This window comes from Pseudomonas cichorii (assembly GCF_015471405.1).
In the GTDB taxonomy this organism is placed as follows: Bacteria; Pseudomonadota; Gammaproteobacteria; order Pseudomonadales; family Pseudomonadaceae; genus Aquipseudomonas; species Aquipseudomonas serbiensis.
Genome location: NZ_BLVZ01000002.1, coordinates 280,642 through 294,398 on the forward strand (window position 1 = coordinate 280,642; position 13,757 = coordinate 294,398).

Consider the following 13,757-nt stretch of genomic DNA (forward strand, 5'->3'; position numbering starts at 1 on the left):
TCGCTGCCTGAGCCATCAGGCAGCGAAACTTTCCTGTCGTTTAACTACCAGACCTGTTAACCAGCGAACGCTTGCAGATATGTCCGAAAGCGTACTCCTGCCGTTTATCGTCCAGGCTCCCAAGGAGTACATTATGTGCACTGTATTTCCCGACTTTATAACGGGTGCTCCATATATTGTTACCCGTACTCGGGTGAACAAAATCCCCCGCAAGATCCCCGCCCTCACAGCGACCGAACTCGATAAACCTTGAAATTTTCCCGCGGCTATCAGAGGTAAGCACTTTATTGATCTCTGCATAACCTTCATGAGGCTCCAGCCTGAAATCCATTACCCCTCCCGCCAATGGGTAAGCCTTGCTATCGGTAAAGGTGGCCTCAAGCAATACCTTGGTATAAGCCTGAGTGGCGAGGAAGGAAGGCCTGGTCAATCCATAAGGAATTTTCAGGAAACCACCCTCATCATGAAGCTCATACTGCATATGGGGATACGACCCCACAACCATGCGGTAGTCAGCCTTCCCAAAGCTGGCCCCCTCAGCAGCCCTCACTCGAACATTGACCCGCGAGCCTGGTTTCAGGTCTCGAATGGCTTGCGGCCCCGTAGGCGTCTTGAGTTTCCATTCGCCATTATCGATTTGATACTCGACCTTCCACATAGCGCTCGATGCATCATAGCCAGGCGTCGCCAACAGTACATCCTGACCGCGCAACGATATAAAACGATAGCGATGCACCGATGTTGCACTTTGCAATGTCTGATTGACCTGGTTAAGGCGGTCACCCAAAAAGGTTGAGGCCTGTCCTGAAACTTCCTGCACTTGCGGTTCTTGCCCTGCAGGTAAACCGGGAGACTCGGCGATCTCTTTAGTGTGCGCAAAGGACTGGCGTGTCATCACTAAAGCGCCAGACATCAGGAAACGATAAAAAAACCTTTTATTCTTATGCATGATAGCTCTCTCAATACTCCATTATTCATCCAGGGCTCTCTTGCCACTGACAAGCCGGACATAATCATCAGGGATCATGAAGATCAACCCTGGACAACATGAAAAAAGAAAACTCCTACAAAATATAAAACTCAAAACCAATCACCTCCTCTGCAATAGATTTGAGAACAGCGTCTCACACAAACCTCCTCTCGGATCTTTCCCACAACGTTATCAGGCCAAGTTTTACTTTCAGCGGCCGCTACTGATAGGGAATCAACCCATAAAGGAGCAAAACATGAATATCAGCAGCGTTGTATCAAATGCAGTAAAACCTCAACTACCTTCTGTTCAGGCCAGCACTTCAATACCCGCAAAAATGACTGCTCCAGAAGCAGAGCCCACCCTAAGTGCCAAGGAGGCACGGGCGAAAGAGTTTTATACTCGGGAGGAGGAACCATGGAAGGGTAAATATTACATATATGGTGATGACTTTATAAAGTCAGAAGAACGCCCCATGACCAAAGAAGTCTATCTAGGATGCCTGGAATCAAGTCTCTGGATCAATTTGACTGTCCAGCAAAGCTACTACGACAGCTTTAGAAAAGAACTCATCGAGCTAAGGCCAGACCTGGCCAACAAAGGCTTCAGCTATACATTGGGAGACGATGCCCAGATAAAAATAATCGCGCCTGAAAACAGCCTGAGCGAGGATGAAATAAAGTGGCTTACCGACACACTCAATAACATCGAGGACTTCAAAGAAAGCGTTCAGTCTCATGCAAGAGCCATGATGGCTCTTGTCGACCATGACACAGAAAGATTTGGCGGAAAATACATCCTGAACCTCATGAACTTTCAAGACACTATCGATTATGGAAAAGTCGTGGCCGTCAGAAAAAATGACCTGAGCGAAGAGTGGATACGGCAGATTCATGAAAATGCAGAGAAGCGTGAGCCCTCATTGATTGATATCAGGGCTTGATTGATAAAAGGGTGATCTGCCCCCTTCAGGCATATCACCCGGCTTATAGAAACGATGTTTCTCAGTTTCTGGACCAATTGATCAGCGTTCGCTTGCAGATATGCCCAAAGGCGTACACATGCGGTTTATCCGCCATACTCTCCAGCAGCACATTGACCGCGCTGTATTTTCCAGCCAGGTACTGAGTACTCCAGGTATTGCGGCCATTATGCTTATGAACGAAATTACCGGCATATTTACCGCTTTCACAACGATCAAACTCGAAAAGCTCCGAAATCCTGCCCTCTGCATCAGAGGTAAAGCTTCTAGTGATTTTTTTCATCCCGTCATGGGGCTCCAACTCAAAACCCATCACCCCACCCTCCAACGGATAAGCCTTGCTATCGGTAAATGTCCCCTCAAGCAATGCTTTCGTAAAAGCCTGGGTGGCCAGAAAAGGAGGATCGGTCAAGCCATAGGGTATTTTCAGAAAACCCTCTTCATCATGAAGGTCATAGCGCATATGGGGGTACGAGCCGAACACTATGCGGTAACCCGCTTTATCAAATCTGGCGCCGTCAGAAGCCAGCACCCGAATATTGATCCGCGCTCCCGGTGTCAGGCTACGAAAAGCCTCAGGCCCGTTGTATTTCTTGAGCGTCCACTCTCCACCATCGACCTGATATTCAACCTTCCATACGCGATTCAATACACTGAGCCCCGGCGTTGCGAGTAATACATCCTGCCCGCGAATGGCTGTAAAACTATAACGGTCCACCGAAGTGTCGCTCTGTAATGTCTGCTCGATCTGATGAATGCGGTCGCTCAATACAGTAAAGGCTTCGCCTTCGATGTCTTGTACCTGTTGCTCCTGTCCGGCAGTCGAAGCGGGAGGTTCGACAGTTCCCTCCGTCTGCGCCAAAGAGTGACATGAAAACGCCCATAAAACCCCGGATAAGAACGCCGGGTAAAACCAGTTCCTGCTCTTGTTCATGATAACTTCCTTATTATTGATTTTATGCAGAGCACCCTTGCCACTGACAAGCCGGACATAATCACCAAGCCCTATCGGGTTCAATCCCGAATAAAATAAAAGGAAATGTCCTACATGTTTTAATTTCAGAAACCCCTTACGTTTTTCCAGGCAATATCTCTTGTTAATAAATACCAGCACAATGAAGTCGCCTGGTAGCCTCAACGCCCCTGCCCGCCTGAAATATCCCACGTCACAAGACAATTTTTCCCGCAGCTCCGGCCAGCGTCTAAGCTTGAGACAAGTGCGACTAACAGGGTGACCGGGCCAATCGATCATGGGCGTATTACGGCATTCCGATACCAGGCAAGGTGTGATTTCTGCTGAGCGTCAGGATGACCCTCCCATGTCCACTCCACCCCGCCGCAAGCGTTACGGGTGGAGGGTGTTCTGGGTCGTGGTGACGATGGGCGGCATTGCATTGGGAGCAGCCATTGCCGTCGAAAGCCGCAGTTCAAGGCTTCAGGCAAAGGAGTTCAGCCGCTTTGCCGCCAGCTTGAGCTATTCGCTCGAACCCGGCCCGAGCGATGCAGTGGTTTATCCCGGTGAGGGGCCTTTCGATAAACGCCTGGGCTATTCGTCGATGGATGAATTCCTGTCGCGCCTGCTCAAACGCGATTACCTGATTACCCGGCAGACACGCTTTTCACCCGAGCTGTTGCGCTACAGCCAACACGGCTTTTTCGTGCCTTACGAGGAGAAAATCCAGGCGGGCCTGTCGATCACCGACTGCCGCAGTGAACCGCTTTATGAGTTTCGCTATCCGCAGCAACTCTACGCCGACTTTGCCTCCATCCCGCCCTTGGTGGTGAACAGTCTTTTGTTTATCGAGAACCGAGATCTGCTGGATGAACAGCAACCACTGGCCAACCCGGCCGTGGACTGGCCGCGCTTCGCCAAGGCGGCACTGTCTCAGGTGGCCAAGATATTTGCGATCCCAGGCCAGTCAGCGGGCGGCAGTACCCTGGCGACACAACTGGAGAAATATCGCCACTCTCCGGACGGATTGACGCAATCGGGTTCAGAGAAACTACGTCAGATGATTTCTGCCAGTGTCCGGGCCTATCTGCCCGGCGAGCAGACCTTGCAGGCGCGTCAGCATGTGGTGCGTGACTACCTGAACAGCGTGCCACTTTCCGCGGTGCCCGGGCATGGCGAAGTTCATGGCATGGCTGAGGGCTTGCGAGTCTGGTTCGGTGCCGACTTTGCAAGGACCAACCAGGTACTCGCCTCAGACCCGAAAGACGCAAAAAGCCTGACCGAAAAAGGTCTGGCGCTGCGCGAGGTGTTATCGCTGGTGATTGCCCAGCGTCGTCCGTCCTATTACCTGACCAAAGGCCGACTGGAACTGGCGGATCTCACTGACAGCCATATTCGCTTGCTTGCACAGGCACAGGTCATCGATCAACCACTGGCCAATGCAGCACTGGCCAGCGCAGTCACTTACCGGGACTGGGTACAGCAACCGACAATTCAGCCCATTGAAACCAACAAGGGCATCAGTGTTGCCCGCAGCCGGCTGTCCAACCTGCTCAATCGCCCGCTCTACGATCTGGACCGGCTTGATCTGTCGGCCACCAGCACGTTGCAGGGCGAGCTGCAAAACAGCGTCAGCCAATACCTGCGCGATCTGGCGAACCCGGCCTTCGCCGAGAAAATCGGCCTGTTCGGCGAACGGCTCTTGTCCCCGGCAAGCACCGCTCAGGTGCGTTATAGCTTCACCCTGTTCGAGCGCGGCCCGGACGGTTCGCGGGTACGAGTGCAAACCGACAGCACCGACCAGCCGTTCGACATCAACGAAGGCAGCAAGCTGGAGCTGGGCTCCACTGCCAAGATGCGGGTGCTGACCACTTATCTGGAAATCATCGCCGAGCTGCACGCACGCTACGCCGACATGAGTGTTACAGAGTTGAGAAAGACCCCGGTCGAAGAGCCTGACCGGCTGACCCGCTGGGCTCTGGATTACCTGATACAGAACAAGGACCGGGACCTGGCGAAAATGCTCTCTGCGGCCCTGGATCGACAATATTCGGCCAGCCCTGGCGAAAGCTTTTTTACCGGTGGCGGCCTGCATCGCTTCAACAATTTCCGTCGCGAAGACAATGAGCGGATTCCGACGTTGCGCGAGTCCCTGCGCGAGTCGATCAACCTGCCCTTCATTCGACTGATGCGTGATCTGGTGCGCTACAGCACTTATCAGGCTCCAAACAACAGCGCTGCGCTGCTCAAGGATGATGACAACCCGCGCCGTCAGGAATACCTGAGCCAGTTTGCCGACCGAGAAGGCACGGTTTTTCTGCTCAAGTTCTGGAAGCGCTACAAGGACAAATCCACCCAGGAACGGCTGGACACCTTTCTCGATGGCATCAATCCCACTGCTGTCCGTTTGGCGGCAGTGCATCGCTACCTGTTGCCGGGTGCCGATCAGGATACGTTCAAGGCCTTCGTCCGCGCCCATCTGGTCGAAACCGGAACCGGCCCGAAACTCACCGAAAAGCGCCTGACAGAGCTTTACAAAAACTATGGGCCTGGCGCCTACGACTTGCCGGATCAGGGTTATATCGCGCGTGTCCATCCTCTGGATCTGTGGCTGCTCGGTTACCTGTTGAAATACCCCGACGCCCAGTTCAAGGATGCGGTTGCAGCCAGCCGTCATGAGCGCCAGGAAGTCTATGGCTGGCTGTTCAAGAGCCGACACAAGAGTGCTCGGGACAGCCGCATCCGTACGATGATGGAAGTCGAGGCGTTCCTGGATATCGAGCAACGCTGGCAGCGTGTGGGTTACCCGTTCGATCATCTGGTGCCTTCACTGGCAACCGCCATAGGCAGCTCGGGCGACCGGCCTGCGGCGCTGGCCGAGTTGATCGGCATCATCCAGAACGATGGTATTCGCCTGCCCGCCCTGCGCATCGACAGCCTGCACTTTGCTGCAGGCACACCTTATGAAACCGTGCTGGCCAGTAACCCTGAACTGGGCAAGCGCGTTCTGCCTTCGGAGGTCGCGGCAGCCATGCGTGAAGCGCTGTCGCAAGTGGTGGATGGCGGTACGGCCAAGCGTGTGCAAGGCACTTTCAAATTGCAGGATGGCAGCATCCTGGCCATGGGCGGCAAGACCGGTACAGGCGACAACCGCATCGAAAGCATTGGCGCGGGTGGACGGGTTATCAGTTCGAGGGCCATCAATCGCACGGCAACCTTTGTGTTCTACATCGGTGAAAACCACTTCGGCACCCTGACCGCCTTTGTCCCCGGACGCGCCGCCGAAGGCTTCAGATTTACTTCAGCCCTGCCGGTGCAGGTACTCAAGGGCATGGCTCCCATCCTCACGCCCTATCTGGAAAATGGTGGACAGGCCATGTGCAGCACGCCCTCTACACGGCTGTAAGACCATTCGTCTGTATCTCTTTGCGAAGACTTAAAGATATATCTTAAGGTATATCTAAATCGTAACGAGAGATGAAGACAATGCGTGATGACCCTCACCGCCCCGATGACCGTCCACTGCTGCGCGAATATGGCGATGGCCGCGACGGTTTTGAAAAACGCCCCGGCCGTGAACGCGGCGGACGTGGCCCCCGGGTATTCGCTCCGGGCGACTTGAAGCTGTTGCTGCTGGCCCTGATTGCCGAACAGCCTTGCCATGGTTATGACCTGATCCGCCAGATCGAAGGCATGTTCGATGGCGCCTACAGCCCAAGCCCCGGCGTGATTTATCCCACCCTGACCTTTCTTGAAGAAAGCGAACTGATCCTGGGCGATGCCCAGGGCGGCAAGAAGCTCTACACCATCACTGTTGCCGGTCTGCAATCGCTGACCGAGCAGGCCGTTGCGCTGGATGGCGTGCGCATGCGGATCGAAGTCAGCAAGCGCTCTTTGCGCGGGCATGACCGGCCACCGGAAATCCATGAAGCGGTACACAACCTGCGTCATGCGCTGCAAATGCACCATGGCCGCTGGAGCCCGGAAGAAATTCTGCGTGTTCGCGACCTGCTCAATGAAACCGCCAAATCCATCGTTGATGGCCCCCAATCTGTGTCGGAGAAGTCCGTATGAATTCGCAGCAATCGATCCATCGCGTCAACCATGAAATCAAACTGCGCAAGCTCGAAGTCTTGCGCGTGACCGACCTGACACCGCTGATGCGTCGCGTCACCTTGCACGGGCCACAACTGGCAGGCTTCATCAGCCTGGGCACCGATGACCACGTAAAGCTGCTGTTCGCCCAGACTCCCGAAGAGCAGGCCGCGCTGGAGAGCTTCACGCCCGGCGGCAGCAGCGACGGCCCGCGCCCCGCCATGCGTGACTACACGCCGCGTCGTTACGATGAAACGGCAGGCGAACTGGATATCGATTTTGTCCTGCACGGTGACGGGCCGGCCGCGACATGGGCAGCGCAGGCCGAGCCGGGGCAACTCCTGCACATAGCCGGCCCGCGCGGCTCGATGGTGGTGCCCGATATCTTCGACAGCTATCTGCTGATCGGCGACGAAACCGCTATCCCGGCCATTGCCCGGCGTCTGGAGTCGCTACCAGCGAATCGCATTGCGCGGGTGGTGGTCGAGATTGCGAACAAGGATGAACAACAGGTTTTCACAAGCCAGGCGCAGATCGATGTCACCTGGATCATTCGCGGCGAACAGAATCTGGTGGACGTTGCGCGCAGTCTGGAAGTGCCTGCCGACAAGCTCTACGCCTGGGTTGCAACCGAAGCGGCCTTGTCACGCAAGATTCGCCGCGTGCTGCTTGACGAACTGGGCCTTGATGACGGGTTTGTGAAAGCAGCAGGTTACTGGCGTCTTGATGAAAATGATGAGTCTCTGTAGGCAAACCATTTATCGATCCCCAGCAAAACCAGTGCAATCCCCACAAAACCCGACAACACGCCTCCCGCATTGATGAAGGCTTTGGCGTACCCGATGGTGCCGACATCGATGAAGGGGTACAGATAATCGCCTATCGCATCGCCGCGCAGCAGGACATAGCCGAAATAGAGCACCGGATACAGCGTCCATAGCAACACATGGACAAGACGCAGGCGGCCTCTGGGCACATACAGCCACCAATACAGCACGAACATCAGCGGCATGACGTCGTGCAGCAGTTCGTCAGCGATCCACTGCCAGCCTTGTGGCTGCCACAGATGGCGCAACAGCAGGTTATAGGCGATGCCCACCAGTGCAATGCTGGCAGCAATACCGCCGCATACGACCGGGTTACGAAAGAAATCATGCCCGCGGGACTGACGGCGACTCAGAGCACAAGTCAGCACCACCGCCACCAGCGTATTGCTCAAGACGGTAAAGAAGCTGAAAAAACGGATCAGCCCGCCCAACAGGCTGGCTTGATCGGCCCAGCGCGACCAGAAAACCAGATACATCTGGATAGCCAGACCGGACCAGGCGAGGCAGGCAGCAATAAGCGTGTAAAGACGCTGTCCCTGCGCCTGTTGCGGGTGTTCGCTGTGCATCTTTTGATCCTTGAAGGCCAGCGTCCCTGCCGTGCGTTTTTACCAGCCCTTGCTGCGATGCAGCTTCACGTACAGCGCTTCCACTTTCTCGCGAGCCCAAGGCGTCTTGCGCAGGAAAGTCAGGCTGGACTTGATGCTCGGATCACTCTTGAAGCAGCGAATGTCGATGCGCTCAGCCAGACCGGACCATTGGTAGTGCTCAACCAGAGCCTTGAGGATCTGCTCAAGCGTAACGCCGTGCAGTGGGTCGTTTTGGGTTGTTGTCATGACTGACCTTGCAGCTTGATGAATGCGAAGGTGCGCACCTTAGCCGAGCCATCAAAAGGTAGGAAGAGCTTAGCGTGAGATGAGTGAAGTTTCGCCAACTCCGACCACAAGAAGCCCTCACAGCAAGACACGGAAAAGTTCCCCTTTTCACGCCAAAAAGAGATGTTATAGTGTAACAATAAATTACTTACCTATCCGCTTAACTCTCGACTGGGGCTCTGCCATGCGCCCTGCCAAGGAAACCGATATGTCACCGATGCACCGCAACCTGCTCTGGCGCCTGACGCCACTGGCAACCGCTCTGCTGCTTGCCGCGCCGGCCCATGCAGCAGAAAGCCTTGAGCTGCAACCTCAGGTCATCACGGCCAACCCGCTGGGCAGCGATCAACTGGCAACGCCGACAACGGTTCTGGAAGGCGATGCCCTGACGTTTGAACAGAAAGGCAGCCTGGGTGAGACGCTGAACAAGCAGCCAGGGGTTTCTTCGTCTTACTTCGGCCCTGGAGCCAGCCGCCCGATCATTCGCGGCATGGATGGTGACCGGATTCGTATCCTGCGCAATGGCGTAGGCGCGCTGGATGCCTCGTCCCTGTCCTATGACCACGCCGTACCGCTGGACCCGGTGAATGTCGACCGTATCGAAATCGTACGTGGCCCGGCAGCCCTGCTTTATGGCGGCAGCGCTATCGGCGGTGTGGTCAACACCTTTGACAATCGTATTCCCACCGAAGCCATCGAAGGCATTCACGGTGCCGGCGAGCTGCGTTACGGCGGTGCCGATACCACCCGCAGCAGCGCTGGCAAACTGGAAGCCGGTAACGGGCAGTTCGCTTTGCACATCGATGCCAACTCTCGTCAGTTCAATGACCTGCGCATTCCCGGCTATGCCCGCACCAGCGAACTGCGCGCACAAGGCAGCGAAGACGGAGACAAGAAAAAACGTCTGAGCAACAGCGATGGACGTCAGGACGGCGGCGCAGTCGGCGGTTCCTATACATGGGATGACGGTTACGCCGGTGTCTCGTACAGCAACTATGACTCCAACTACGGCTCACCCGCCGAACAGGACGTGCGCATCCGCATGCAGCAGGAGCATTACGCTTTCGCTTCCGAGATCCGCAATCTGTCCGGGCCTTTCACTTCGGTCAAACTCGATGCAGGCTACACCGACTACGAACACCGCGAAATCGAAGGCGGCGAAGTCGGTACAACCTTCAAGAACAAGGGTTATGAAGCCCGCATCGAAGCCCGCCACCAACCGATCGGCCCACTCAATGGCGTAGTCGGCGCACAAGTGACCCGCAACGAATTTTCTGCCTTGGGTGAAGAAGCCTTCGTGCCGCAAACCGATACCAATGCCGGCGCGCTGTTCATTCTTGAGGAGCTGCAAGCCACCGAGCGCTTGAAACTGAGCCTGGGTGGACGCATCGAGCACACCACGGTCGATCCCGATGCCCAGGGCAAGGATCGTTTCGCCGCCGCCGAGAACTCCAGCACATTCACAGCGGGCAGCCTGTCGTCGGGCGCGGTCTACACCCTGACACCGGTCTGGTCCCTGGCCGCGACACTGGGCTATACCGAACGGGCTCCAACCTTCTATGAGCTGTATGCCAACGGCGCTCACGTCGCCACCGGCACCTATGAACGCGGCAATGCCGACCTGTCGAAAGAGAAAGCGGTGTCCAGCGACCTGGCCCTGCGTTTCGACAACGGCACACACAAAGGCAGCGCGGGCGTGTTCTACAGCCACTTCTCCAATTACATCGGCTTGCTGGGCAGCGGTCGTACGGTCGATGACGACGGCGAAGACGATGCCAATGGCATCCCGGAATACAACTATGCAGGCGTTCGTGCCCGCTTCAGCGGTATCGAGGCTCAGGATCACTGGAAACTGGGTGAAAACCAGTACGGCAGCCTGGCACTGGAGCTGTCCGGTGACTACACCCGCGCCAAAAATCTGGATACCGGCGAAGCCCTGCCCCGTATCGCACCTCTGCGCCTGAACAGTGGCCTGCTGTGGGAGCTGGACAAATGGCAGGCGCGCATCGATGTCGAACATGCCAGCTCGCAGCATCGTGTTCCGGATAACGAATCCAGCACCGACGGCTACACCACACTGGGCGCCAGCGCCGGTTATCGTTTCAACCTGGGCGGCAGCCAGTGGCTGGCCTTCGTCAACGGCGAGAACCTGACCAACCAGACGGTACGCTACGCCAGCTCGATCCTGCGGGATATCGCACCGGCTCAGGGCCGTAGCGTGGAAGTCGGTTTGCGCACCACTTTCTGACGCCCCCAAAGAAAGAAGCGCCTGCGTGCAATGCGCAGGCGCCTTCGGGTTGCACTGTTGCGGATCATGCAAGGGTCCGTATCAGGTTTGTGACTGTTTACAAAATCATTAGCACCCTATCATTTTCCCTCCTGAACTGACGTTCTGCCCGCTCGGGCTGTGCCTGTCACCACCATTTCAATGCACGAATCCATACCTTGGCGGTCTACGCCTCAACGCCCGGTTTTCGGGCCTGAGCAGGACCTTCTGACCAATGGTTGATTTCTGCTGTCGGGAATTCGTTTCAAGAACTAGCGTTCAAAAACATGACGCCAACGTGCAACACACAACGTAGCGTCAATAAAACAATGAAATCGTCACGGAGATTTGCATTATGAGCACTGAAGGTGCTTTGAGTAGAAATCGCCTGTTACCCACATTGCTCGGTCTGGTGATCGCGCTGATGGGACTGGTCCTCTTGGCTGGCGGCCTGCGCCTGATACAACTGGACGGCTCGCTCTACTACCTGCTGGCAGGCATCGGTTTTACGGTAACCGGCGTATTGCTCATCATGGGACGTCACTTCGCACTTGGCCTGTATGCAGTGCTGCTGTTTGCGAGCACGGTCTGGGCATTGTGGGAGGTAGGCCTGGACTGGTGGCAACTGGTACCACGGCTGGCGCTCTGGTTCGCGCTGGGCATTGTCCTGCTGTTGCCATGGTTTCGCCAGCCTCTGCTGCGTGGCGAGCCTGCCCGCCTGGGAACCGGTGCCCTGACTGTTGCCGTAGTGCTGGCAGGTGTTGCCGCGCTGGCCAGCCAGTTCACAAACCCCGGCCGTATCGAAGGGCAACTGGATCGTGAAACCGCTGGCACCGCGAACACCGCTCCTGCCATGCCCGATGGCGACTGGCAGTCCTATGGCCGTACCGCCTTTGGCGACCGCTACTCGCCGCTGGCCCAGATCACGCCGGAAAACGTCAGCAAGCTGGTCCCGGCCTGGACCTATCGCACAGGCGATATTCCCGGCCCGGGCGATCCGGGAGAAACCACTGCCGAAAACACGCCGCTCAAGGTCAACGGCATGTTGTACGTGTGTACGCCGCACAGCCAGGTGATTGCACTGGACCCGGACAGCGGCAAGGAAATCTGGCGCTTCGATCCGAAGATCAGCACCCAGAGTGCAGAAAACTTCAAAGGCTGGGCGCACATGACCTGCCGTGGCGTCTCGTATCACGATGACGCGGCCTACGCAGCGAGCAGCCCTGCTCAAAGCCCGGCAACACTGGCAGCCGCGAGCACGACAGGCAACGCCTGCCCGCGCCGTATCTTCCTGCCCACTGCCGACACCCGTCTGATCGCCCTCAATGCCGACACCGGCAAGATGTGTGAAGACTTCGGCAACAAAGGCTCAATCGATCTGAGCGCCAATATCGGCACCTTCGCGCCGGGCGGCTACTACTCCACGTCGCCACCGGCGGTGACCAGGGATCTGGTGGTGATCGGCGGCCATGTCACCGATAACGTCTCCACCGACGAACCTTCGGGCGTCATCCGCGCCTACGATGTTCACACGGGCCGTCTGGTCTGGAACTGGGACAGTGGCAACCCGGACGATACGACGCCTATTGCCGAAGGCAAGACCTACACCCGCAACTCACCGAACATGTGGTCCATGTTCAGCGTCGATGAAAAACTGGGCATGCTTTACCTGCCCATGGGCAACCAGATGCCCGACCAGTGGGGCGGCAACCGCACTCCTGGCTCGGAGAAATACAGCGCAGGCCTGGTAGCGCTGGATATCGCCACCGGTCATGTGCGCTGGAACTATCAGTTCACTCATCACGACTTGTGGGACATGGACGTGGGCGGTCAGCCGACGCTCATGGACATGAAAACCGCCGATGGCGTCAAACCGGCGGTACTGGCCTCGACCAAGCAAGGCAGCATCTATGTGCTGGACCGCAGCAACGGCCAGCCCATCGTGCCGATCAGGGAAGTGCCGGTGCCGCAAGGCGCGGTCGAAGGGGATCACACCTCGCCGACCCAGCCCAAGTCCGACCTGAACTTCATGCCACCGCCCCTCAAGGAACGTGACATGTGGGGTGTGACGCCATTCGATCAGATGCTGTGCCGGATCGACTTCAAGTCCTTGCGCTACGAAGGCCCGTTCACACCGCCATCGCTGCAAGGCTCGATCGTTTACCCGGGTAACTTCGGCGTGTTCGACTGGGGCGGCATCTCGATTGACCCGGTTCGCCAGATCGCTTTCGTCAACCCGAGTTACATGGCGTTCCGCTCGAAACTGGTCCCCGCAGCCGAGGTTGAAGCAGGCCCTGGCCGCAAGAGCGAAACCGAAGGCGTACAACCGAACAAGGGCGCACCTTATGGCGTGATACTCGAAGCCTTGCTCTCACCCATGGGCCTGCCTTGCCAGGCGCCAGCATGGGGTTATGTGGCAGCAGTGGACCTGACTAATCACAAGACCATCTGGATGCACAAGAACGGCACCGTGCGTGACAGCTCGCCGGTCCCTGTCCCGCTGACAATGGGCGTTCCAAGCCTGGGCGGTACGTTCACCACCGCCAGTGGCCTGGCGTTCCTGAGCGGTACGCTGGACCAATACCTGCGCGCCTACGATGTTCGTAACGGCAAACAGTTGTGGGAAGCACGTCTGCCAGCAGGCGCCCAGACCACACCAATGACGTACACCGGCAAGGACGGCCAGCAATATGTGCTGGTGGTGGCCGGTGGTCATGGTTCGCTGGGTACTAAACAGGGAGACTATGTAATGGCGTTCAAACTGCCGAAATGATGTTTCTCTGAATCAACAAG

Annotated in this window: 10 protein-coding genes; 6 read left to right on the top strand and 4 right to left on the bottom strand. The window is 56.7% G+C overall.

Features of this window, described 5'->3' with window-relative positions; translation table 11 throughout:
- Positions 1–40: 40 nt before the first annotated feature.
- Positions 41–949 (bottom strand): hypothetical protein, encoded by a 909-nt coding sequence (locus JL015_RS03240; RefSeq protein WP_236250149.1) that lies wholly within the window; start codon positions 947–949, stop codon positions 41–43.
- A gap of 277 nt (positions 950–1,226) precedes the next feature.
- On the opposite strand from JL015_RS03240, the gene JL015_RS03245 reads away from it, so the two are divergent.
- Positions 1,227–1,913: a hypothetical protein gene (locus tag JL015_RS03245; protein WP_201017387.1), complete on the top strand. Its 687-nt coding sequence runs from the start codon at positions 1,227–1,229 to the stop codon at positions 1,911–1,913.
- A 61-nt stretch (positions 1,914–1,974) separates the two neighbouring features.
- On the opposite strand, the gene JL015_RS03250 is transcribed toward JL015_RS03245, so the two are convergent.
- Positions 1,975–2,886 carry a hypothetical protein gene (locus JL015_RS03250; protein WP_201017526.1) on the bottom strand — a complete coding sequence of 304 codons (912 nt, stop codon included), beginning with the start codon at positions 2,884–2,886 and terminating at the stop codon, positions 1,975–1,977.
- Between the two features lie 316 nt (positions 2,887–3,202).
- On the opposite strand from JL015_RS03250, the gene JL015_RS03255 reads away from it, so the two are divergent.
- The 3 genes from JL015_RS03255 (at position 3,203) to JL015_RS03265 (ending at position 7,748) form a co-directional block, all read left to right on the top strand.
- Positions 3,203–6,310 carry a biosynthetic peptidoglycan transglycosylase gene (locus tag JL015_RS03255; RefSeq protein WP_201017388.1) on the top strand — a complete coding sequence of 1,036 codons (3,108 nt, stop codon included), beginning with the start codon at positions 3,203–3,205 and terminating at the stop codon, positions 6,308–6,310.
- 71 nt (positions 6,311–6,381) lie between these two features.
- Entirely contained in the window at positions 6,382–6,978 is a 597-nt protein-coding gene (locus JL015_RS03260) for a PadR family transcriptional regulator (RefSeq protein ID WP_201017389.1), read from the top strand.
- Positions 6,975–7,748: a siderophore-interacting protein gene (locus tag JL015_RS03265; RefSeq protein WP_201017390.1), complete on the top strand. Its 774-nt coding sequence runs from the start codon at positions 6,975–6,977 to the stop codon at positions 7,746–7,748. Before JL015_RS03260 ends, JL015_RS03265 begins: the two co-directional genes overlap by 4 nt.
- On the opposite strand, the gene JL015_RS03270 is transcribed toward JL015_RS03265, so the two are convergent.
- The gene (locus tag JL015_RS03270) at positions 7,712–8,392 is read right to left on the bottom strand and encodes a Pr6Pr family membrane protein (protein ID WP_201017391.1); all 681 of its coding nucleotides are present in this window, start codon (positions 8,390–8,392) and stop codon (positions 7,712–7,714) included. The genes JL015_RS03265 and JL015_RS03270 overlap by 37 nt on opposite strands.
- Before the next feature lie 39 nt (positions 8,393–8,431).
- Positions 8,432–8,659, bottom strand: a complete 228-nt coding sequence (locus JL015_RS03275) for a VF530 family protein (protein ID WP_201000158.1) — start codon at positions 8,657–8,659, stop codon at positions 8,432–8,434.
- Between the two features lie 256 nt (positions 8,660–8,915).
- Between JL015_RS03275 and JL015_RS03280 the strand changes: the two genes are divergently transcribed.
- Positions 8,916–10,946, top strand: coding sequence for a TonB-dependent receptor (locus JL015_RS03280; RefSeq protein ID WP_201017527.1), 2,031 nt, complete (start codon positions 8,916–8,918; stop codon positions 10,944–10,946).
- Positions 10,947–11,319: 373 nt separating this feature from the next.
- Positions 11,320–13,737 carry a glucose/quinate/shikimate family membrane-bound PQQ-dependent dehydrogenase gene (locus tag JL015_RS03285; RefSeq protein WP_201017392.1) on the top strand — a complete coding sequence of 806 codons (2,418 nt, stop codon included), beginning with the start codon at positions 11,320–11,322 and terminating at the stop codon, positions 13,735–13,737.
- Positions 13,738–13,757 lie beyond the last annotated feature (20 nt).

What these genes read in the sequence shown, in the direction of transcription:
- JL015_RS03240 (WP_236250149.1), bottom strand. Translation starts at nt 949, where the DNA reads ATGCATAAGAATAAAAGGTTTTTTTATCGTTTCCTGATGTCTGGCGCT.
- JL015_RS03245 (WP_201017387.1), top strand. Translation starts at nt 1,227, where the DNA reads ATGAATATCAGCAGCGTTGTATCAAATGCAGTAAAACCTCAACTACCT.
- JL015_RS03250 (WP_201017526.1), bottom strand. Translation starts at nt 2,886, where the DNA reads ATGAACAAGAGCAGGAACTGGTTTTACCCGGCGTTCTTATCCGGGGTT.
- JL015_RS03255 (WP_201017388.1), top strand. Translation starts at nt 3,203, where the DNA reads ATGGGCGTATTACGGCATTCCGATACCAGGCAAGGTGTGATTTCTGCT.
- JL015_RS03260 (WP_201017389.1), top strand. Translation starts at nt 6,382, where the DNA reads ATGAAGACAATGCGTGATGACCCTCACCGCCCCGATGACCGTCCACTG.
- JL015_RS03265 (WP_201017390.1), top strand. Translation starts at nt 6,975, where the DNA reads ATGAATTCGCAGCAATCGATCCATCGCGTCAACCATGAAATCAAACTG.
- JL015_RS03270 (WP_201017391.1), bottom strand. Translation starts at nt 8,392, where the DNA reads ATGCACAGCGAACACCCGCAACAGGCGCAGGGACAGCGTCTTTACACG.
- JL015_RS03275 (WP_201000158.1), bottom strand. Translation starts at nt 8,659, where the DNA reads ATGACAACAACCCAAAACGACCCACTGCACGGCGTTACGCTTGAGCAG.
- JL015_RS03280 (WP_201017527.1), top strand. Translation starts at nt 8,916, where the DNA reads ATGCACCGCAACCTGCTCTGGCGCCTGACGCCACTGGCAACCGCTCTG.
- JL015_RS03285 (WP_201017392.1), top strand. Translation starts at nt 11,320, where the DNA reads ATGAGCACTGAAGGTGCTTTGAGTAGAAATCGCCTGTTACCCACATTG.